General features: G+C 36.8%; 24 protein-coding genes. 19 read left to right on the plus strand and 5 right to left on the minus strand.

Features of this window, described 5'->3' with window-relative positions; genetic code table 11:
- Window positions 1-255 precede the first annotated feature (255 nt).
- The 3 genes from ACVPPR_RS00615 to ACVPPR_RS00625 all read right to left on the minus strand — a co-directional run bounded on the left by ACVPPR_RS00615 (window position 256) and on the right by ACVPPR_RS00625 (window position 2586).
- Complete coding sequence (locus tag ACVPPR_RS00615; protein WP_462297765.1) at window positions 256-1008, minus strand: amino acid ABC transporter ATP-binding protein; 753 nt, start codon at window positions 1006-1008, stop codon at window positions 256-258.
- A gap of 12 nt (window positions 1009-1020) precedes the next feature.
- On the minus strand, window positions 1021-1722 hold the full coding sequence (locus tag ACVPPR_RS00620) for an amino acid ABC transporter permease (protein ID WP_462297767.1): 702 nt from the start codon (window positions 1720-1722) through the stop codon (window positions 1021-1023).
- A gap of 78 nt (window positions 1723-1800) precedes the next feature.
- A complete protein-coding gene (locus tag ACVPPR_RS00625) occupies window positions 1801-2586 on the minus strand; it encodes a transporter substrate-binding domain-containing protein (RefSeq protein ID WP_462297768.1) in 786 nt (261 codons plus the stop codon).
- Between the two features lie 119 nt (window positions 2587-2705).
- Here ACVPPR_RS00625 and ACVPPR_RS00630 point away from each other — a divergent pair, with 119 nt between their 5' ends.
- The 14 genes from ACVPPR_RS00630 (at window position 2706) to ACVPPR_RS00695 (ending at window position 14814) form a co-directional block, all read left to right on the plus strand.
- Complete coding sequence (locus tag ACVPPR_RS00630) at window positions 2706-3965, plus strand: hydroxymethylglutaryl-CoA reductase, degradative (RefSeq protein ID WP_462304339.1); 1260 nt, start codon at window positions 2706-2708, stop codon at window positions 3963-3965.
- Window positions 3966-3967: 2 nt separating this feature from the next.
- Window positions 3968-4942: an IpaB/EvcA family protein gene (locus ACVPPR_RS00635; protein ID WP_462304340.1), complete on the plus strand. Its 975-nt coding sequence runs from the start codon at window positions 3968-3970 to the stop codon at window positions 4940-4942.
- Window positions 4942-5418, plus strand: coding sequence for an NUDIX domain-containing protein (locus tag ACVPPR_RS00640; RefSeq protein WP_462304341.1), 477 nt, complete (start codon window positions 4942-4944; stop codon window positions 5416-5418). The genes ACVPPR_RS00635 and ACVPPR_RS00640 overlap by 1 nt, the downstream gene beginning before the upstream one ends.
- Before the next feature lie 10 nt (window positions 5419-5428).
- Window positions 5429-5773, plus strand: a complete 345-nt coding sequence (locus ACVPPR_RS00645) for a hypothetical protein (protein WP_462304342.1) — start codon at window positions 5429-5431, stop codon at window positions 5771-5773.
- A gap of 145 nt (window positions 5774-5918) precedes the next feature.
- Window positions 5919-7961: a methionine--tRNA ligase gene (gene metG / locus ACVPPR_RS00650; protein ID WP_462304343.1), complete on the plus strand. Its 2043-nt coding sequence runs from the start codon at window positions 5919-5921 to the stop codon at window positions 7959-7961.
- 77 nt (window positions 7962-8038) lie between these two features.
- Entirely contained in the window at window positions 8039-8809 is a 771-nt protein-coding gene (locus ACVPPR_RS00655) for a TatD family hydrolase (RefSeq protein WP_462297775.1), read from the plus strand.
- Between the two features lies 1 nt (window position 8810).
- The gene (gene rnmV, locus ACVPPR_RS00660; RefSeq protein ID WP_462304344.1) at window positions 8811-9380 is read left to right on the plus strand and encodes a ribonuclease M5; all 570 of its coding nucleotides are present in this window, start codon (window positions 8811-8813) and stop codon (window positions 9378-9380) included.
- Window positions 9373-10272 (plus strand): 16S rRNA (adenine(1518)-N(6)/adenine(1519)-N(6))-dimethyltransferase RsmA, encoded by a 900-nt coding sequence (gene rsmA, locus ACVPPR_RS00665; RefSeq protein ID WP_462304345.1) that lies wholly within the window; start codon window positions 9373-9375, stop codon window positions 10270-10272. Before rnmV ends, rsmA begins: the two co-directional genes overlap by 8 nt.
- Window positions 10273-10364: 92 nt before the next feature.
- Window positions 10365-10601 carry a Veg family protein gene (locus tag ACVPPR_RS00670; RefSeq protein ID WP_462297779.1) on the plus strand — a complete coding sequence of 79 codons (237 nt, stop codon included), beginning with the start codon at window positions 10365-10367 and terminating at the stop codon, window positions 10599-10601.
- A gap of 118 nt (window positions 10602-10719) precedes the next feature.
- Window positions 10720-11574 carry a 4-(cytidine 5'-diphospho)-2-C-methyl-D-erythritol kinase gene (gene ispE, locus ACVPPR_RS00675; protein ID WP_462304346.1) on the plus strand — a complete coding sequence of 285 codons (855 nt, stop codon included), beginning with the start codon at window positions 10720-10722 and terminating at the stop codon, window positions 11572-11574.
- Window positions 11575-11644: 70 nt separating this feature from the next.
- Entirely contained in the window at window positions 11645-12193 is a 549-nt protein-coding gene (locus ACVPPR_RS00680) for a cysteine hydrolase family protein (protein ID WP_462304347.1), read from the plus strand.
- Between the two features lie 150 nt (window positions 12194-12343).
- Window positions 12344-13567, plus strand: a complete 1224-nt coding sequence (locus ACVPPR_RS00685; protein ID WP_462304348.1) for a chloride channel protein — start codon at window positions 12344-12346, stop codon at window positions 13565-13567.
- A 56-nt stretch (window positions 13568-13623) separates the two neighbouring features.
- Window positions 13624-14163 (plus strand): GNAT family N-acetyltransferase, encoded by a 540-nt coding sequence (locus tag ACVPPR_RS00690; RefSeq protein ID WP_462304349.1) that lies wholly within the window; start codon window positions 13624-13626, stop codon window positions 14161-14163.
- Between the two features lie 51 nt (window positions 14164-14214).
- A complete protein-coding gene (locus ACVPPR_RS00695) occupies window positions 14215-14814 on the plus strand; it encodes a TMEM175 family protein (RefSeq protein ID WP_462297786.1) in 600 nt (199 codons plus the stop codon).
- A 58-nt stretch (window positions 14815-14872) separates the two neighbouring features.
- On the opposite strand, the gene ACVPPR_RS00700 is transcribed toward ACVPPR_RS00695, so the two are convergent.
- Window positions 14873-15817, minus strand: a complete 945-nt coding sequence (locus ACVPPR_RS00700; protein WP_462304350.1) for a Dyp-type peroxidase — start codon at window positions 15815-15817, stop codon at window positions 14873-14875.
- A gap of 20 nt (window positions 15818-15837) precedes the next feature.
- Complete coding sequence (locus ACVPPR_RS00705; protein ID WP_462297794.1) at window positions 15838-16791, minus strand: NADP-dependent oxidoreductase; 954 nt, start codon at window positions 16789-16791, stop codon at window positions 15838-15840.
- 213 nt (window positions 16792-17004) lie between these two features.
- Here ACVPPR_RS00705 and glpK point away from each other — a divergent pair, with 213 nt between their 5' ends.
- The 5 genes from glpK to ACVPPR_RS00730 all read left to right on the plus strand — a co-directional run bounded on the left by glpK (window position 17005) and on the right by ACVPPR_RS00730 (window position 22532).
- Window positions 17005-18522 carry a glycerol kinase GlpK gene (glpK, locus tag ACVPPR_RS00710; protein WP_462297796.1) on the plus strand — a complete coding sequence of 506 codons (1518 nt, stop codon included), beginning with the start codon at window positions 17005-17007 and terminating at the stop codon, window positions 18520-18522.
- A 13-nt stretch (window positions 18523-18535) separates the two neighbouring features.
- Window positions 18536-20356, plus strand: coding sequence for a type 1 glycerol-3-phosphate oxidase (gene glpO, locus ACVPPR_RS00715; RefSeq protein WP_462297798.1), 1821 nt, complete (start codon window positions 18536-18538; stop codon window positions 20354-20356).
- 24 nt (window positions 20357-20380) lie between these two features.
- A complete protein-coding gene (locus tag ACVPPR_RS00720; RefSeq protein WP_462297800.1) occupies window positions 20381-21100 on the plus strand; it encodes an MIP/aquaporin family protein in 720 nt (239 codons plus the stop codon).
- A 230-nt stretch (window positions 21101-21330) separates the two neighbouring features.
- Window positions 21331-21858 carry a GNAT family N-acetyltransferase gene (locus tag ACVPPR_RS00725; protein WP_462297804.1) on the plus strand — a complete coding sequence of 176 codons (528 nt, stop codon included), beginning with the start codon at window positions 21331-21333 and terminating at the stop codon, window positions 21856-21858.
- Between the two features lie 146 nt (window positions 21859-22004).
- On the plus strand, window positions 22005-22532 hold the full coding sequence (locus ACVPPR_RS00730; protein ID WP_462304351.1) for a GNAT family N-acetyltransferase: 528 nt from the start codon (window positions 22005-22007) through the stop codon (window positions 22530-22532).
- Window positions 22533-22597 lie beyond the last annotated feature (65 nt).

Genomic DNA, 22597 nt, shown 5'->3' on the forward strand with positions numbered 1-22597 from the left:
TACAGTTAAGACTGCGTGAGGTAAAACGCGAGCAAGATTTTATAAAAAGAAACTTAAAAAATATGTTTTACTATTTATATGAGTCAAAATGATAATCCTTTCTGCCCGTATTTAAAGTCTTTGAAAAATTAGTATAGCATTAAAATTTGATGAGATGAACATATTTTTTTAAGAAGATTAAATTTTAAATAAAAAAAAGAAACCTGTTAGTTGAACAGATTTATTTTTGGCTTTATTTTTGGCCCATAGTCATGCTTATTTAGGTAAAATATCTTCAAATGTCATTGCTGACAAAAACTTTTGGATACGTTCTGAGGGATGATTGAAAAATTCATCAGGTGAACCGTTAAACAAAATGTTTCCGTCTTCTAAAAAGATAATATTATTTGCAACAGCTTTAGCAAAAGCCATATTATGTGTCACGATGATCATTGATTTTTTTTCTGCATCTAATTTGAGTAAAACTTTCAAAACTTCAGCTTCTAATTCTGGATCTAACGCAGAAGTTGGTTCATCAAATAATAAATACTTTGGATTCATGGCCATTGCTCGGGCGATGGCTACGCGTTGTTGCTGCCCACCAGATAATTGACTTGGATAGTAATTAGCACGGTCTGAGAGACCAACTAATTCTAAAAGTTCTTCGGCGCGTTGCGCAACAATCAATTTTTGTTCCTTTAAAACGTGCAGGGGTCCTTCCATGACGTTTTTCAAAACGGTTAAATGGGGAAATAGATTATAGTCTTGAAAAACCATCCCAGTTTGACGACGGACTGCCAAAATTGTTTTTTCACTGATTGGTTGAGCAAAGTCAATGACCTTTTCATCCAATGAATAGAGCCCTTCTTCAGGTTGTTCTAACAGGTTGAATGAGCGTAACAATGTTGATTTTCCGGAACCGGAAGGCCCAACAATGACGGTTGTTTCGTGTTCTGGTAATTCGAATGATAACGATTTTAATGCTTTATGTTGATCGAAATATTTATTTACCTTTTCAAATTTAATCAAAGTTAAGACCTCCTAAGCGTTTTTAATATAACGGGATGTTCTTTTTTCTAGGTAATATTGACCAATATTCAAAATTGAGCAGAAAATCAAATAGACGACCGCAACTTCACAGTATAAAGTCATGGGTTCATAGGTTCTCGCTGCAATTTGCTGCCCGACAGAGAACATTTCGACAATCGTAATCGAGAAAGCCAATGAGGTATCTTTTAGTAAACCAATGAAACTATTTGATAAAGGTGGTAATGATACGCGAGCTGCCTGTGGTAAAATGACCCGGAGTAACACGGTTGTATGCGTCATTCCAATGGCATAGCCAGCTTCCCATTGGCCTTTTGAAATTGATAAAATAGCTGCACGGATTGTTTCAGAGGCATATGCGCCAACGTTCAATGAAAAAACGATAACGGCAGCAGTAAATGCACCAAATTCAACGGTATAAGGCGCTGGTAACCGTGGTAACCCATAAAATAAAATGAACAATTGTACAATCAAAGGCGTTCCTCTGAAAATCCAGACGTAAAATGAAAAGATAGCTTTACCGATGCCTTTTAAAATTCTTGTAAAAAGACTGCCTTTTTTAATATCTGATATTCGGATTAATGCAGTTATAATCGCGATGATGATACCAATGACAAATGAAATAATCGTCAAAGGGATGGTATAACGAATCCCAGCTTCTAAAATGGTTGGGAGTGAATCCATAATAAGTTTCATGAATGATGACCCTCTCTTAATCTCGTTTAATAAAAAAAGACTGATGACAAAATGGATTTTGCACCAGTCTTTTTTGAATTATTTTTTAGTGATGTCGTTACCAAAATATTTTTTAGATAATTTAGTTAATGAACCGTCGGCACGTAATTCTTTAAGTGCTTTGTTTAATTTCTTTTGTAATTTAGGATTGTCTTGTTGAATTAAGCCAGCAACTTTTAAGGTTGGAATCTCTGAACCTGTTGAGATTGTTTTGATTTTTGTACCAGGTTTTTCTTTTAAGTATGAGTAAACGGCGTCGTTACTATTAATGGAACCATCGGCGCGACCATCTAAAATTAAACTAATTGTATTTGAAAAATCATCTGTTGACACAACTGTAGCACCAAGACGTTTGGCGTCTGCACCATTTTCACTTGTGACTGTTTGGGCCATTTTTTTACCTTTAATATCTTTAATTGATTTAATAGTTGTGTTATTTTGTTTAACCATTAAAATCGATTTTGAATAAATGTAAGGTGATGTGAAATTGTATTTAGCCTGACGTTCTTTTGTGATCCCAACGTTGTTTAAAACCACATCATATTTGTTAGCGTCCAGTCCGGCGATTAATGAATCCCATTTTGATTCGACAAATTTAGGTTTTAAATCCATCTTGTTAGCTAATTCTTTACCAAGCTCAACTTCAAAACCAGTTAGCTTATTGTTACTATCATGGTAACTGTAAGGACGGTAAGTGCCTTCGAGTCCAATCGTTAAAGTGCCTTTAGTCTGTGTTAGATCAGAAGATGTGTCTTTAGATTTGCCGCAAGCTGTTAAAGCAAGAGCAATCAATAACACGCTGGCAAGACTTAATAATTTTTTCATTTTAGTACGCCCCTTTTTTTTAAAAGTAATATATTATCTCTTTATAATAGCGTAAAATAGTCTGAGAAACCATTTATTTTCCTTACTAAAAGTAGAAAATAACAAAAAGGACTAAAATAATGATAAAATTTTATAATAAAAAGTGGCAAGATAGATTAAAAACGTTATTAAATAGTAGTGTTATTACAAATGATGAAAAAAATAAAATCGAAGCACATTCTCTTAATCATGAATTAGGAAATCAAATGACTGAAAATTACATCGCCGATTTTACTTTGCCAGAGGGGATTGCCTTTCACTATCTGGTCGATCAAAAAGAAGTGACTGTGCCAATGGTGACGGAAGAACCTTCCGTCATTGCCGCAAGTAATAATGGTGCGCGTATTATTGCGTCTGCAGGTGGTTTTACGACAAAAATTGACTCACGATTAATGATTGGCCAAGTGATTTTGGAAAATGTCGATGATGCAACGGCTACTATGGATTGGGTGGATAGCCAAAAATCACATTTAATTGAAATTGCGAACATGGCGCGTCCATCCCTTGTTAAACGTGGTGGTGGTGCACGCTGGGTACGGACACGTCAATTGGCTGATGATTTAATATCGGTTGATTTGGCGGTGGATGTCCAGGAAGCAATGGGCGCAAATAGTGTTAATACGATGATGGAAGCAGTTGGTGAAGAGCTTAAAATGAACCTTAAACAGGTTGTTTTGATGAGTATTTTATCCAATTATGCGACAGAATCATTAGTTGAATCAAGGTGTTCAATTCCTTTTGCGTTGTTGGCTTCTGCAGAAATTAGTGGTGAGCAGTTAGCTGAAAAAATGGTGACTGCGAGTCGAGTGGCGCAACTTGACCCATATCGTGCTGTCACACATAATAAAGGTATTATGAATGGGATTGATGCGGCATTAATTGGTTCTGGCAATGATTGGCGGGCTGTTGAAGCAGGTGCACATGCCTATGCGAGCAAAGATGGTCATTATCGAGGCTTGACGACATGGGCAATTGTTGGCGATAAGCTAGTTGGGAAAATTAAATTACCAATGCCGATTGGATTTGTTGGTGGCTCAATTGATATCGTTCCAATGGTTCAGCTTAACAAAAAAATAATGGGTGTGACTTCAGCAAAAGAGTTAGCTAGCGTCATTGCGAGTGTGGGGTTAGCGCAAAATTTAGCAGCACTTAAAGCCCTTGTTTCTAACGGGATTCAAAAAGGGCATATGGCTCTGCAACTGAAATCGTTAGCGGTTAAAGTTGGCGCTAATAATGAAGAAGTGGGACAATTAACGACGCTATTAAAAAATGAAAGACGACCGGATACTGCGATTGCAATACAAAAATTAAAAGAATTAAGACAAAAAGGGGATAATTAAAGATGGCTGAGATTACGTTACAACAAAATACACAGAATTTAATAACAGAAATTAAGAAACAGTTTAAAGGGGAAATTAAAATTCAATGTGGTGGTGAAAAAGTAGGTTTTATTAAACATGAACAAGTTGAATCTCGATTGGAAGACGGTAATTTTATAATTAATGTGACTGATATTACGGCGCCAGATTATTTAATTTCACATGAATTATTTCATTTTTTCCTACAATTGAATCAAGCACCTGAACTCATGTTGAAAATGACGACGGATGATTTTGATATTGATGACAAAATCAACGCCACAGCTACGCAACTTTACGACACTATTTTACATGCAACAATTTTCAGATTACAAGAAGAAAATGGCTTTATTGATGATCATATTAGAGAATTATTCTACCAAGGAATTTTAGCCACAGTAACTGCTGAGCCTAAAGAAGGTAAGGGACCAGATGAATGGGGAATGTACCGTTTAATCACACTTTTGGATGCTTTAGTTTTCTTTCAAAATGAAGATTCAGAGCAAATCACTGAAAAGTTTTTAGAATTTTATCCCGTTTCAACTAATGCAACACTTAAATTATTAGAAATTTTAACGGCACATAACTTACGGGCACCGTTTGAAGCGCGTCGTGCTACTGTTGCGTTGTTTAAAGCATTTGATGCACAACTTGAAGCTTGGAAACTGCCTAAAATGTATTTAACAACATTTGCAACGTTAACCCCCGTTTTTAGTGAACGTCAATTAAAATTAGAAGTTCGCCAATTGTTTGATATTATGCATTCTGAATTTAAAAGTAACGTTAATTTTGCATCTGCATATATTGGTATTCAGAAAAATGACCAGCAAAATGCGTTTGTCATTACGGTACCTAAAAAGGCCGATGCCAAAGAGACTATTTTGCATACCTACGATATGACGGTATTAGAATTGATGCAAACAATTAACATGCGCTTTTTGATTAGGCCTGTGGAATAATGGTGGCGCTAGCTAAGTATAATCTGGCAGTCATCACAGCTGGAGACGACATTTTATTGTTAAATCGGTTAAAAAAGCCATACGCTGGTCTGTGGAATGGTATTGGTGGTAAGCGTGAAGAAGATGAATCTGAATTGGCAGGTATGCTCCGTGAAATGTTCGAAGAAACAGGGATGCAAGTTACCGAAGCGCAATGTGTGCCAACAGGTCATCTTGAATGGTCAGTGAATCACGCCTATCAAGCTTCGATTGCTTTATTTCACATAACATTAACGCAACCATTTGGTGCGCAATATCCTCAAAAAATGCGTGAAGGAATCTTAAGTGATTTTCCAATTGAGTGGGCTTTGGATGACAAAAATTTCGGATTAACCCCAGATTTGATTCCTGTTTTACCTTATATTTTAAAAGATGATGTTCATCAATATATGACGGACTTTGTTGAGAATCAACTGGTTAGCTTTGATATTAAATGATAATGAAGGGATGGCTGCGAAAATAATGGAACATAGCGAAATTTTTACCCGATTAAATCGTCTAAAAAACAGGTTGCAATGGTTAACTTATTTCCAACGGTTCTTTGATTTTATTCTGTTTTATTTTGGTGGTGTCAGTTTTTTCGGTGGCGATCCAATTACGTTATTCGGAACAGTTTTTACAAAAAGTGAAGGGTTATTATTAACTTTGATGGTGTCAGCAATTACGTTCAGCATCACAGCTTTAAAACAAGATCCAAGACGAGTGGGGCGAATTTTAATTACCATTTTAGATGGGCAATTGTCCGAAAAAGAAATTATGATTATTCGTCAATTCCAAAAATATGCACGATAATTTCAAGGGAGACAGTCTGTGAAACTCACGGATTGGCTCTTTTTATTGTTTAAAACCGGTTAAAAACTATGATATACTATGAAAGAGTTTATACAGAACGAATGTTAAAATACAAACGAAACATGATACGGAAAGGGTCTTAAAAATGACAGAAAAACCCACATTTTATATAACAACACCAATTTATTATCCATCTGGTAAATTACACATTGGGAATTCATACACAACAATTGCTTGTGATGTGCTTGCTCGTTATAAACGTCAAAAAGGTTATGATGTTTTCTTCTTAACAGGGACAGATGAACATGGTTTGAAGATTGAACAAAAAGCTGAAGAATTAGGGACAACACCTCAAGCTTATGTTGATGGTATGGCTAGCGATATTAAAGCATTATGGAAAACACTTGAGATTACAAATGATAAATTCATTCGTACAACGGATGATCAACATGAAAAAGCGGTGCAATATATCTTCGATAAATTGCTTAAACAAGGCGATATTTATTTAGGTGAGTATGAGGGCTGGTATTCTGTTTCTGATGAAGAATTCTTCACAGAATCACAATTGGCTGAAGTTTTCCGGGATGATGCTGGTAAGATGATTGGTGGTAAAGCACCAAGTGGTCACGAAGTTTCCTTAGTTAAGGAAGAATCATATTTCTTTAAAATGGGTAAATATGCCGATCGCCTGCTTAAATATTATGAAGAGCATCCTGATTTTATCCAACCAGAATCACGTAAAAATGAAATGGTAAATAATTTTATTAAACCTGGCTTGGAAGATTTAGCTGTGTCTAGAACGACATTCAATTGGGGCGTTAAAGTTAAGAGTAATCCTAAACATGTTGTTTACGTTTGGATTGATGCTTTAGCAAACTATATTACAGCCTTAGGTTATGGCTCAGATGATACTGAATTATTCGATAAATTCTGGCCTGCAGATGTGCATATGGTTGGTAAAGAAATCGTGCGTTTCCATACGATTTATTGGCCAATTATTTTGATGGCGCTTGACTTACCTTTACCAAAACAAATTTTTGGGCATGGCTGGTTATTGATGAAAGATGGCAAAATGTCTAAATCAAAAGGGAACGTTATCTATCCTGAGATGTTAGTTGAACGTTATGGCTTAGATGCACTCCGTTACTACTTAATGCGTGCTGTACCTTTTGGTAACGACGGAGTCTTCACACCAGAAGATTTCGTTTCACGTGTGAACTTTGATTTGGCTAATGATTTAGGTAATTTACTAAACAGAACCGTTGCGATGATTAACAAATATGATGCCGGTAAAATTCCAGCATTAACAGGCAATGTTACTGAATTTGATGGTGATTTAGGTCAAACGGCTGAAGATGTCATTACTGAATATACTGAATTAATGGATAAAATGGAATTCTCAGATGGCTTAAATGTTATTTGGAAATTAGTTGCTAGAACCAATAAATATATTGATGAAACGCAACCATGGGTCTTAGCTAAAGATGAAACACGTAAAGCTGAACTTGATAGCGTTATGGTTCATTTGGCTGCTAGTTTACGTGTGATTGCGATCCTAATTCAACCAGTTATGACGCATGCACCGAAAGAAATTTTCGAGCAACTTGGCTTAGATACAGCAGAAATGGCGATTGAAGGGTTAAACTATTCTGACTTCCCAGAAAATAGAGTAGTCGTTGAAAAAGGAACCCCTATTTTCCCACGTTTAGACGTTGAAGAAGAAATTGCCTACATTAAAGATCAAATGACTGTTTCAGATAAGAAAAAGGGACGTAAGGCAATGGCAGTTAACAACGTTGATGCCGATGAGGATGCAGCAGACTGGAATCCTGAAAACGTAACTTTAAACTTAACGTTACCTCAAACAACATTTGATCAATTTGAACCAAATGAACTAAAAGTTGCTGAAATTATCCAAGTTGAAAAAGTAAAAAATGCCGATAAATTATTAAAATTTAGATTAGATGCTGGCGATCCTGATCATCGTCAAATTTTATCCGGTGTGGCAGAATTTTATCCTGAACCAGAAGACTTATTAGGTAAGAAAGTTGTGATTGTCGCAAACTTGAAACCTCGTAAGATGAAAGGCGAAATTAGCCAAGGGATGATTCTTTCTGCGGAATATGATGGTAAATTGAAATTAATTACAGTTGATGCAGAGATTAAAAATGGCGCAATTGTTGGCTAAATAAAAGATGGGACTGGAAACAAAACTTGGTTTTGCTCTAGTCCTTCTTCATTTTGCTGACCGAAAGGAGGTATCCTATGGAAATTTTTGATACACATACGCATATTAATGCTGATGAATTTAAAACGGAAATTCCCGAAGTAATGGAACGTGCGCAAGCCTTCGATGTCACTAAAATGGCGATTGTTGGATTCGACCAACCTAGTATTTTAAAATCGTTAGACTTGTCAAAAAAGTATCCTAACTTATATTCGATAATCGGTTGGCATCCGGAAGAGGCAAAAACGTATACACCGGAAACTGAAAAAGTCTTGATAGAACAGTTACAAACACCAAAGGTTGTCGCAATGGGTGAGATGGGTCTTGATTACCATTGGGATACCTCTCCGGTTGAAACGCAGAAAAAAGTTTTTAAACGGCAAGTTGAAATTGCGAAAAGTTTAAATTTACCTATTTCTATTCATAATCGTGATGCTTTTGAGGATGTTTATACTATTTTAAAAGAAGCTGATATTCGAGATATTGGTGGGATTATGCATAGTTTTAATGGTAATGCAGAATGGGCAGACAAATTCTTAGACTTAGGGATGCATTTATCTTATAGTGGCATTGTGACTTATAATAGTGCAAAAGAGGTCCACGAGGCTGTTAAAGTGACACCCATCAATCGGATTTTGATTGAAACAGATGCGCCATATCTGACACCTGAGCCTTATCGAGGTCAGCGTAATGAACCAGGGTACACAAGATATGTCTTGGAAGCTGTCGCAAAAATTCGAGAAAGTTCAAGCGTTGATATGGCATCGGCAACATTTAAAAATGCCGAAAAACTATTTAGGATAGGATAATATGCAAAAAATTAGAGAAGTGATTGTGGTCGAAGGACGCGATGATACAAAACGTATCCATCTAGCTGTTAATGCGGATACGATTGAAACGCGTGGATCAGCTATTAGTGATGAAACGTTAGATCAAATTGAATTATTACAGGATACGCGGGGCGTGATTGTCTTTACTGACCCTGATTTTTCTGGTGAAAAAATTCGCAAGACAATTTCAGCACGCGTGCCAAACGTCCAGCATGCTTTTTTAAAGAAAAGTGAAGCTGTTCCTGACCATAAAGGAAGTTTAGGCGTTGAACACGCTTCAGTTGAAGCAATTCGTGAAGCTCTAGCGCATTTGTATACAGAAATGCCTGACGGTGAAACGTTGATTAGCTTGGAAGATTTACAAACGGCTGGCTTAATTGCCGGACCAGGTGCCAAAGTTAAACGTGAAAAATTAGGTGAGTATTTAAAAATTGGGTACACAAATGGCAAACAATTATATAACCGGTTGAAATTATTTCAAATTTCACCAGAAGCGTTCGCAGATGCATTGAAAGAAATTAACGAGACAACGGAGGGAACACATGGCTAACAATGACGTGCCAGACATTGCTTCACCTATTAGAACCAAAGCAATTATGGAAACTTACGGCTTAACTTTTAAAAAGAGTTTGGGTCAAAATTTCTTAACGGATAAAAATATATTAATGAACATCGTCGATGCGGGCAATATTACGGCTGAAGATGACGTCATCGAAATTGGCCCCGGAATTGGGTCATTAACGGAACAATTGGCTAGACGTGCTCACAAGGTTTTAGCCATTGAAATCGATCAAAATTTGATTCCTGTCCTTGGTGAAACGCTGAGCCCTTATGATAATATTGATATTGTGGAACAAGATATTTTGAAAGCTAATTTACCTGCTTTGGTAGAAGAACATTTTGATGGCCAACATCCTTTAAAATTAGTGGCTAATTTACCTTACTACATTACAACGCCAATCATTATGCATTTACTAGAAACAGCTGTGAAATTAGATACGATTGTTGTGATGATGCAAAAAGAAGTGGCAGAACGGATTGCAGCTGACCCAGGTAGCCGCACATATGGGTCATTAACCGTAGCTGTTCAATACGAAATGGATGCAGAAGTAGCCTTTGTTGTGCCAAGAACGGTCTTTATTCCACAACCTAATGTTGATTCAGCCATTATTGTATTGAATCAAAAAGAAGGTGACGTTGAACGCCCAATTAATGAAATGGTCTTTTTCAAATTAGTTAAGGGGAGTTTTGCACATCGTCGTAAAAGTCTATGGAATAATATACAATCAATTTACGGTAAAACACCAGAAATTCGCGAAGCATTGCAAGAAGCTTTGGATGCGTCAGAAATTTCTGCTCAAATTCGTGCTGAAAAACTCAGTATTCATGAATTTATCGTTTTATCTAACAATCTTATCAAAGTAGAAGAGAAATTTAATTAACTTCTTATTGAATTAACGGTATTCGGTGTGGTATAATTGCAAATCTTGTGAAACTATGTTATGATGTTTCACATAAGAAGGTGAAGCCCATCATGCCAGAAACTTTAGCCAGCATCAAGGAAACACTAGATGCCCAAGTCGGAAAGAATCTAACGGTAGTCGCTCAAGCCGGTAGAAAGAAAACTACGGAACGTAAAGGAATTTTACGTGAAACGTTCCCAGCAATTTTTGTAGTCGATTTAAACCAAGATGAGAATTCATTTGAACGTGTTTCATACAGCTACACTGACGTTCTAACCAAAAATATTGAAATCGATTTTGAAGATTAAAAATTAGTATAAAAGCCTAAGTGGGGATGTTTTTAGAACATCTGAACTGAGGCTTTTATTTTTAGAAATAATTAGTATAATTAAAGGTAATTAAGGACATATAGGATTAGGTGAAAACATGGAGATTCGTGAAAAAGCCCCAGCTAAAATCAACCTAAGTTTAGATACGCCGTTTGATCATCGAAATGGTGAACAAGAGTGGCGGATGGTCATGACTTCAGTTGATTTAGCAGACTACTTACATATCAAATCGCTAGAGGATCGAACGGACATTACAGTGGAAACTGATAGTGGTTTTTTACCGTGTGATCACCGAAACTTAGCGTACCAAGCAGCAAAAATTTTACAAGATAAATTTCATGTTAACAAAGGGGCTCAAATACATATTAAGAAACAAATTCCAGTCGCTGCTGGATTAGGCGGTGGGTCGTCAGATGCAGCTGCCGTGTTACGTGCCTTGAATCAATTGTGGAACCTTAAATTATCGTTAGCTGAGTTGGCCAAGATTGGCTTAAAAATTGATTCTGACGTTCCTTACTGTGTTTATAGTAAAACGGCACATGTGACTGGACGTGGTGAAAAAATCGCTATTTTAAAGGGCTTACCACCAGTTTGGCTGGTGGTCGCAAAACCAAAAATTAGTGTTTCGACACCAACTATTATTAAACAAATTGATTATGCACGATTGACGCATCCAAATGTGAATGCGATAGTAGATGCGATTGAGGCTGATGACGTGGATGCGTTACTCGATAATTTGGGGAATGCACTTGAACCAATTACGTCGGAACGTCATCCTGAAATCACGCGTTTAAAAGAGAAAATGGTACAATTCGGTGCGGATGCGGCGGAAATGAGTGGATCCGGCCCCACTGTTTTTGCTATTTGTCGTAAAAAAAGTCGGGCACAGCACGTTTACAATAGCCTGAAGGGGTTCTGTGAAGAAGTTTACCTTTTAAGACCATTAAGTTAATTTAATTGTGTTAATTAGCATGGTTTGTTATGTTGAAGGCATTAAATATCATTGAAAATGAGGGGTAATTATGGAAGCCTTAATTGAAATTGACTACACAAATGATTTTGTCGCAACAGATGGGACTTTAACTGCGGGGAAACCGGCGCAAGCTATTGAGCCTCGTGTGATGGAATTGATGGACACCTTTGAACGAAAAGGTGATTATGTTGTTTTAGCAACAGATATTCATTATGAGAATGATCCGTTTCATCCAGAAACGCAGTTGTTCCCAGCACATAATATTGCGGGCACAAAAGGTCGTGAATTTTATGGACAACTGGAACCTTGGTATCAGGCGCATAAAAATAAAGCGAACGTTTATCTGATGGATAAAACGAGATACAGTGCTTTTGCGGGTACGGATTTAGACATGAGGTTACGGGCACGTTCAATTGATACCGTTCATCTTATGGGTGTTTGCACCGATATTTGTGTGTTGCATACAGCAGTTGATGCGTATAATTTAGGCTACAAGATCGTGATTCATGAAAAAGCCACGGCTAGCTTTAACCAAGTTGGTCACGAGTGGGCATTGGCACATTTTAAAGGATCGTTGGGTGCTGAAATTCAAGACTAATATAGATAAATGAAGGATAACTGATGTTAATTTGGTTATCCTTTTTGAGTTGGATAAAGCGAAAGTGCTGAACAACTTTTATCGCTATATTTTATAGGAATAATGGGGTACCATGAATATGTAGCGTAATAAAATTAAGGGGAATAAAGAATGAAATTCGATTCAATGTTTATTTTTATGAGTAGCTTACTAGGCCTATTTGTTGGGATAGTGGCATCGTTATTTTTAGTAATCCTAAATATGTTTGTTCATTTTATTTGGGTGACAATTCCGGGAAATTTAGAGTGGTCATACTATCCATTAGCGGTAGGGTTGATAGGTGGTCTATTAGTGGGATTGTTCCAAAAGCATCTAGGCGATTACCCAAAAACGATGCACCAGACTTTGCGTGAATTTAAAGAAACAGGTTCAGTCCAATATAAAAAAAGAGTTGGAAAAAATATTTTATCAGCATGGATTGTGTTGGCATTTGGGGCTAGTCTTGGACCAGAAGCTGCACTTTCAAGTATTCTTGGTGGGTTGATTAGTTGGGTCGGTGACAAGATGAAGCTGACACTTAAAAGAAGAGAAGAATTTTTGAATTTGGGAATAGGAACGATGATGGCCACAATTTTTCATGCGCCATTGCTTGGTATTGGTGAAGCGATTGAAGAAGATGCCAGTGCTAAAAAGGCAACGGGGGAAAATTGGGCTAAAATTATTTTATATGGCTGGACGACTTTACTAGGTATATTAGGATTTACAAGTGTTAATCGACTATTTCCAAAAGAAGCCTTGTTTGGGTTACATTTTGCTAAAGTGAATTGGCAACTAGAAGCGTTATGGTTAATTTTACCGGCGCTAGTTATTGGTGTGATTTTTGGGATTATATTCTTAAAAATAGAAGATATTAGTGAACGAATTGCTAAAAAGATAACGAATAAAGTGCTAGCAGCTATTTTAGCAGGCGCACTTATTGGAATATCAGGTATGATATCGCCTTATTTACTTTTTTCGGGGGAACATCAATTACTGAGCTTTTCAGGTAGTGCGGCTAAAGAGTCTGTCTTATTTTTAATTCTTTTAGCATTAGGCAAAGCGCTATTAACGAATATCTGTTTCGCTTTCGGCTGGCGAGGTGGAAAAATCTTTCCAGCTGTATTCGCCAGTGTTGCAATTGGATTTTCAATCATCACTATTTTTAATTACACACCAGGCTTGGTTATTGGGATAGTCGTTGCGGCTAGTGTGACAACTATTTTGAACCAGCCAATTGTTACAGGGGCACTATTATTATTTCTTTTTCCGATACAATTTTTCCCAATGATTGCGGTGGCTTGTTATTTGTCTGGGAAAGTTAGAAATAAGTTAGAGAAAATAAAAATAATTGGATAATACCAAAAATAAATAACATAAAGCACAAAATTTAAATCTTTTGGGAGGATAGTAACTTGGAACCAATACAAACGGAACGCTTAATCATCAGATCAATTGTGCAACAGGACCATGATGAGCTTGAAAAAATAATTTTAGATGCTAAAGTAGTTAAATATTTACGGTATCAAGTGATTAAAACGCCAACAGAATTTGATGAAATATTTAGTGATCATTTTTTGGCTGATAGTGAGGTTACCTTTGGGATTGAAAGCAAAAAGGAGCACACCTTTATTGGATTCTATGAATTTCATGACGAAGGGGATGTCGGACTACTGACATATGCGATTAGTCCTAATGCTTGGGGAAATGGGTATATGGCAGAAGTGGGTCAGGCAATGATGGCATATGGATTCTTAACGTTGGAATTTAACGAAATTCAGGCTGATTATGCTGGCGCAAACCTACAATCAAAACGAGTAATGGAAAAAATAGGTATGGACTCGCTGGGTAAGATAGGAACGCATCAGTTAGATACTGGTGACGTAATCGATGTTATGGCGTACAGTTTAAAAAAAGAGGACTGGCAAAATAGGGCTAATAATCGAAATGTCTAATCCGTAAAAAATAAATTTGATGGTATCATTATTGGTATAAATGTATATGGGGTGGAAATTATCAGCAAAAATAGATTGGAAGCATTTAGTGATGGTGTGATTGCGATAATCATAACCATTATGGTTTTACAAATAAATGTGCCGATGCGTGGGAGTTGGAATGCGGTATTGGCGCCTAATTTTTTAATTACATTTGGCTCATATATTCTTAGCTTTTTATTTGTAGCGAGCTTTTGGGTAAGTCATCATATGATTCTGGCACCAGTAAAAACGGTTAGTAAAAAATTGTTGTGGGTTAATTTATTTCTGTTGTTGCCAATGAGTGTCTTACCAACAGTGACAACCTGGCACAGTGATTTTGTGAATTCCGTTGCACCTAGTGTTTGTTATATAGCGATATACACACTTTGCGTTTTGGGATTATATGTTTTAGCGAAAGTTGCAATGAAACACGTAGATAAGAGTAATATCATGATCATGGAAAGTGTCGCAAAAATAAGATTTTGGATGGTTATGTTTGGCATTGTATCAACGATTGGCACTTTCTTTATTCCCCAAATAGCAACTATTTCAGTCATGTTAATCCTGATTGGTTATCATATTTCCGTATTTATTTTGAATAAATTAAAATGGCATGGATTAATCTTGTAGTTAATTGAAATAAACAAAAAAAGTCTCGCAAAAAATTTAATTTTTGCGAGATGTTTTTTTATAAATTATTTTCAGCAATTTTTTCAAGAATAGTTGTTGAAGGGATGAAGAATAAGGTGCCAGTTTCGGCTGTACTGAAATCTAACAACCGGTCACTTTTACTTTTAAACATATTAATTAACATGCGATTAGTTACCGCAAAATGACGCGCATAACCAATGAAGTATGTTCCTGTAATATCTTTACCAGGTTCTGAGAAAGGCACGTTCATACGGACAATTTTGTGTTCAATGCCATCTTGCATATCTTGTGATGCGACGTTATGTGAGTTTGGCAATTTTGCTTCATCAGCTAATTCCAAATCAGAATCTTTCTTCCGACCAATGGCTTTTTCTTGTTCTTCAGTTTTTAAGGCATTCCAAGCAGTCATATCATGGCGATATTTTTGCGCAAAAGCGTAAGAACCGTTCGTAAATTCAGGATCTTCATCGCCGATAACGGCATAATCAAGCGCCTCATTTACGTCTGGATTTTCAGTACCATCAATGAAACCAATCACAGCACGTCCTTCAAAGTAACGGAAACCATGCGTTTCATCTTCAACGGTTGTGGCCTCTTTAATGAAGAGCATAAATTGTGCCATGACTTCATAGACAACGGCACTTTCGCCAGCTCGAACGTGGAAAAATAAATCTCCAGGAGTTGAAATGGCTGTGTATTTTGGCCCAACAATTTCTTTAAAACGAATAAGTTCTATCGGTTTGATGGCATCTGGGAAAAGGTAGTCCCAAGCATCAGAACCAAAGCCAAAGGCTACTTTTAAGTTAGCTTTTGGATAACGGACATTCATACTGCGAATGATAGCTGGTATTCTGTCAGCTAATTCTTGAACGGCCGCTAATTCAGCTTTTTGATCTTTGTGATTTAAGTTTAAAACGGTAAAATTAACGTTCTCTCCTACATCTTTATAAACATCTTGTGTATATTTTTGATTGACTGTCATTATCTATGCCTCCTAAAAATTTAAATATCTTTAACGATGACGACCATTTTACCTGCAGTACGAGGTAAATCTAATTGTTTATGTGCTTCAATGATATCAGTTAATTTGAATTTATATTCTTTAGCAATTTTGATTTCTAGTTCATCTTGCATCATTAAATCAGTTAAGAAAGTTAAAGCATCACTATCTTTTAATTCTTTTAAACCTTCAACTTGATAGTAATCTGCAAGTGGTTTTTCTTTTTGCATTTCTTCAGATGGGACGCTAATTAATGAAACCATGCGACCATTTGGTTTTAAAGTTCTGACACCAACGTCACTGCCACGGCCACCAAGAGTCGCATCAACGACAATATCAGCCATATCTTTAAAAGTGTCAGCAGGATTTTCTTTATCGTAGGCACTATATTGATCTGCACCTAATTTACGGACATAAGCTTCGTTAACACTTGAACCGCTAGCAAGAACCGTTAATTCCATTAACTTAGCTAGTTGAACTAAAATCATACCGACACTTCCAGAAGCACCTTCAATGAAGATCGTTTCGCCAGCTCTTGCTTTTGCGAAGAACGTTAAAATATTGTAGGCAGCAATCCCAGGTGTAGGTAAGCCGGCAGCTTCAGCAAGCGTGATATTAGCAGGCCTTTTAGCAATGTGAGATGTGAATACGACAAGTTCTTCCGCATAGCCACCAACGCCTTTATGGACAATAACGGCATCACCGACACTGTAATTAGTGACTTCATTACCAATTTCGGTAATAATTCCAGTAACATCACCACCGGGTACGATTGGAAAAGGTAAAGGCATGACATCTTTCATATAACCAGCACGTACAATGGCCTCAAATGGATTGATACCAATAGCTTCGACTGAAACTCTAACTTGTTTTGATTTAAGTTCTGCTACTGGTTCAACTTGTAATTCTTCGAACACATTTGCATCACCATATTGATTAAAACCAAATGCTTTCATAATCATAGTCCTCCTAAATTAAAATAATAATTATCTTTAAAGTTAATGTACCATAATTTATTGGAAAAGGGTTACAAAACGGGCTGAAATAACACATTTTAAAAATATGTTTTACACAATCTAATTGACAAGTTATTTTTTAGGATGTAAAATATTCATATTGATAAATGTTAGCGTTTTCATAAATAATCAAAAAGAAAGAAAGTGAGTTATTTGGAAAAATATATTTTATCTATTGATGAAGGAACGACCAGTACTAGAGCTATTATATTTGATCATAAAGGTCAAAAAGTATCAGACGCACAACGCGAATTTCCACAATATTTTCCTCAACCTGGATGGGTTGAGCATAATGCAAATGAAATATGGAATGCAGTTTTATCGACAATCGCCAATACATTTATTGATTCTGGGATTAAACCTAAGCAAATAGCAGGCGTTGGGATTACAAATCAGCGTGAAACGACCGTTATTTGGGATAAGAAAACGGGATTACCCATTTATAATGCGATTGTTTGGCAATCACGACAAACAGCAGAGATTGCGGAACAATTGAAAGAAGCAGGTTATGGTGATTTAATCCATGAAAAGACAGGATTATTGATAGATGCTTATTTCTCAGCAACTAAGATTCGCTGGATTTTGGATCATGTTGATGGGGCTCAAGAAAGAGCTGAAAACGGTGAGCTACTTTTTGGCACGATTGATACTTGGTTGACTTGGAAGTTATCAGGCGATGAAACGCATGTAACTGATTATTCTAACGCTAGTCGAACGATGTTATTTAACATTCATGATTTAAAATGGGATGACGAAATTTTAAAAATCATGAATATTCCGGCAATCATGTTGCCCGAAGTTAAATCAAATTCTGAAGTTTACGGACACACAAAAGATTACCATTTTTATGGTAGCGAAGTACCAATTTCAGGAATGGCAGGAGATCAACAGGCTGCATTGTTTGGTCAAATGGCATTTGAGCCCGGTATGGTTAAAAATACATACGGGACTGGTTCATTTATTGTGATGAACACAGGAACGGAACCAAAATTATCAAAGAATAATCTGTTAACAACAATTGGTTATGGTATAAATGGCAAGGTTTATTATGCGCTGGAAGGAAGTATTTTTGTTGCTGGATCCGCTATTCAATGGTTAAGAGATGGGATGCGTTTGGTGGAACATGCGCCGGATACAGAACAAGCAGCCAAAGAATCAACGAATGAAAATGAAGTTTATGTTGTACCAGCATTTACCGGATTAGGTGCGCCATACTGGGATCCTGATGCGCGGGGTTCTGTTTTTGGAATCACTCGTGGGACAACGCGTGAAGATTTCATTAAGGCAACGCTACAATCATTGGCCTACCAGACTAGGGATGTTGTGAAGACGATGGAATTAGATACCGGCATTAAAATTCCATTGTTAAAAGTTGATGGTGGTGCAGCTAAAAATGATTATCTAATGAATTTCCAAGCGGATATCATTAATACACCAATCGAACGTGCGCATGATCTTGAAACGACCGCTTTAGGTGCCGCATTCTTGGCTGGATTAGCTGTTGGCTATTGGAAAGACTTAGAAGAACTCAAGGCTGAGTATACCAAGGGCGATATTTTCAAACCAACGATGCCTGAAGAAGAAAGTGAAGATCTATATGCGGGTTGGCAACAAGCTGTTGAAGCAACTAGAGTATTTAAACATAAACCGATAAAGAAAAACAATAAATAAGGGGGATACAACTATGTCATTTTCAGCAACGTCAAGAAAACAAGATATTGAACGATTAAAGAATGAAGAATTAGATTTGTTAACAATTGGTGGTGGTATCACTGGAGCTGGAGTTGCAATTCAGGCTAGTGCTATGGGATTGAAGAATGGATTAATTGAAATGCAAGATTTCGCTGAAGGCACATCATCACGGTCAACAAAATTAGTTCATGGTGGTATTCGTTATTTGAAAACATTTGATGTTGGTGTGGTTTCAGATACAGTACAAGAACGTGCAGTTGTGCAACATATTGCACCACATATTCCACGGCCACAATCAATGTTACTACCTATTTATGATGAACCAGGCGCAACATTTGATATGTTCTCAGTGAAGGTTGCGATGAATTTATATGACCAATTAGCTGGTGTTGTAGATCCTCAATGGGTTAATTATACGATTTCTAAAGCAGAAGTCTTGCAACGTGAGCCTCAATTGAAGTCAGATAAATTAATGGGTGGTGGCGTCTACCTTGATTTCAAGAACAATGATTCACGATTGGTAATTGAAAATATTAAAAAAGCACACGAAGATGGTGGCCTCATGGTCAGTCGGATTAAAGCACTAGATTTATTGCATGAGAATGGCAAAATCACTGGTGTCCATGTGTTAGATTTAATCACAGGTGAAGAATTCGATGTTCATGCTAAATATGTGATTAATACAACTGGACCATGGTCCGATTTCATTCGTAAAATGGATACGGATGATGATTTTGTCCCACAAATGCGCCCAACAAAAGGGGTTCATTTAGTTGTTGATGCTAAAAAATTAAATGTACCACAACCCACTTATTTTGATTCGGGTGAACAAGATGGTCGTATGATCTTCGTTGTGCCAAGAGAAGATAAAACTTATTTTGGAACAACAGATACTGATTTCCATGGTGATTTTGAACATCCCCGTGTTGAACAAGAAGATGCGGATTACTTGCTTGATATTATTAATGAACGCTATCCAACAGCTAATATCAAAATTAGTGATATTGAATCAAGTTGGGCTGGATTACGTCCATTAATTTCATCAAATGGTAGTTCAGATTACAATGGTGGAAATTCAGGTAAGATTAACGAAAAGAGTTTCAACGATGTGGTTAGTGTCATTAAACGTTATGAAAAAGATGAAGTAACTAAAGCTGACGTTGAAGATGTCTTGAATGATTTGGAAAGCACGCTTTCTGAAGATAAAGTGAGTGCATCACAAGTTTCTCGTGGGAGTTCATTAACGGTTTCAAAAGATGGACTATTAACATTAGCTGGTGGTAAAATTACGGATTACCGTAAGATGGCTGCTGGTGCTATGGCTGCGATTACGAAGTTATTGAAAGATAATTATAGTCAAGAATTCAATCCAATTGATTCGAAAAACTTGCCTGTTTCAGGTGGGGACATTGATCCTAATAATGTTGAAGCAACGATTGGGTTCTTCGCAAAACAAGGGATGGACAATGGCTTAACTGAAGAAGAAGCAACGTTATTTGCTAATTTATTTGGTTCAAATGCAGCTCGTGTGTTCAGTCAAATGACCCATGTTGAAGCAGCAGAAGGCTTATCTTTAGGTGAAACAGCTAGTCTTCATTATTCAATGGAGGAAGAAATGACGTTAACACCAACTGATTACTTAATGCGTCGGACTAACCATATTCTTTTCCACCGTGATACGTTAGATGCCGTTAAGGTTGGCGTGATTAATGAAATGGCGAACTATTACAGCTGGACTAAAGAAGAAAAAGCAAAACAAACAGCTGATTTGGATGCCACAATTGCAGAATCAGATATGAGCTACTTAAAATAACCGTTAAAAGCGGAGGTGAGTATGATGACAACAAGTCTTACAACGCAACTTCTAGGTGAATTTTTAGGCACAATGATTTTAGTCTTATTAGGTGATGGGGTCGTTGCTGGCGTTTCATTACACAAGTCAAAAGCTGAAGGTGCTGGCTGGATTGCGATTGCATTAGGTTGGGGTATTGCTGTAACGTTAGGTGTTTATGCAACAGCCTTCATGGGTCCAGGACATTTGAATCCTGCCGTAACTTTGGCAATGGCAATCGTTGGTAAAACTGCCTGGTCTGCTGTGCTACCTTATATGGTTGCACAAGTTGCCGGTGGTATTGTGGGTGCTTTTCTGGTGTGGGTTCAATACATGCCACATTGGAAAGAAACACAAGATTCTGCCGCAATTCTTGGGACTTTTGCAACAGGTCCAGCAATTAGAAGTTACTTTAATAACTTCTTAAGTGAATTAATTGGGACATTTGTCTTAGTTTATAGTTTACTGGCATTCACAAAGGGAAACTTTACAGATGGATTGAATCCAATTGTTGTTGGTGTTTTAATTGTTGGTATTGGTCTTTCTCTTGGAGGTTCAACAGGTTACGCTATTAATCCGGCTCGTGATTTAGGACCTAGAATCGCCCATGCGATTTTACCAATTGCGAACAAAGGTGGTTCTGACTGGGCTTATAGTTGGGTGCCAATTTTTGGACCATTTGCTGGTGCAGTGATTGCCGCTTGGTTGTTTATGGCTGTGGCTTAGAAGTTACTAGTTAATAAATGGATTAAAAAATAATTATAAACAAATAAATAATCTTTAAAAGTTAAGCTTTCAAATAACTTTTAAAGGTTATTTTTATACGTGGTTAAAGGAAAATGGCACCCTTTTAAAAATAAAGTGAAAACCAATTGTATATTGATAAATTATGCGTTATAATAATTTTTCAATCGTATTTATACGAGTAGATTAAGCATAATAAAGGATGTGTAACAGTGACTGTATCTTACTTAAGACTGGCAACGCCAGAAGACTTACCAGCAATTACAGGAATTATTGAGGAAGCAAAAGCTTACCTTAAAGAACAAGGGATTGATCAATGGCAAGGGGCCTACCCGGCGGCGAACCATTTAGAACAAGATATTAAAGACCAATTGACTTATGTCTTAATGGTTGGAGATGAAATTGCAGGAACTGCTGCACTTTGGTTAGGAATTGACCCAATGTATCTTCATATTGAAGGTGGCGAATGGATTAATGGCCCAGAAGCACGTTATTCTGCCATTCATCGTGTGGCTGTTTCTTCAAAATTTAGAGGCCAACGTTTATCAGAAAAAATGATCTCAGGGTTGTTAACAATTGCCAGATCATTGGGTTATAAAGATGTTCGTGTGGATACGCATCCTGAAAATAAAGGGATGCAACACGTCATTACGTCAAATGGATTTGATTACAAAGGGATAATTCATATGGATGATGGCGCGAATGCAGAACGCTATGCTTACCAAATTATTTTAAAATAAAGTGTTTTGAAGCTAACAGTATTGGAATAAAATCCAGTACTGTTTTTATTTTATTTGAAATTGATTGTATCTTGAGGAATGATACGTTACAATAATCAGCAATCTTATGTCAACTAAATACTGAAATATAAAAGGGAAGTGTAACAGTGACTGTATCTTACTTGAGATTGGCAACATCCGAAGATTTATCGGCCATTATAAGCATTATCGACGAAGCAAAGGGTTATCTTAAAGCGCAAAAAATTAATCAATGGCAAGGTTCCTATCCAGAAATTAACCAATTAGAACAAGATATTAAAGATGAATTAACTTATATCTTAATGGTTGGAGATGAAATTGCAGGAACTGCTGCACTTTGTCCGGGAATTGAGCCAATGTATTTACAGATTAAAGATGGCGAGTGGATTAATGGTCCAGAAGCACGTTATTCTGCCATTCATCGTGTGGCTATTTCTACAAAATTTAGAGGGCAACACTTAGCAGGAAGCGTAATCTCTTACCTTCTGACGGTTGCTAGACTAGCCGATTATAAAGATATTCGGGTTGATACCAACTCCGAAAATAAAGGGATGCAACATGTTATTGTAGCGAATGATTTTGAGTATAAAGGTGTTATTCGAACGCCTGATAGTGATGAAGCAGAACGATATGTTTACCAACTTATTTTAAAATAAAGTGTTCAAGACAGCAGAGTGAGATTGTTGTCTTTTTTTGTGAAAAAGGCAACAATTTCTATTTT

This window comes from Dellaglioa sp. L3N (assembly GCF_054941095.1).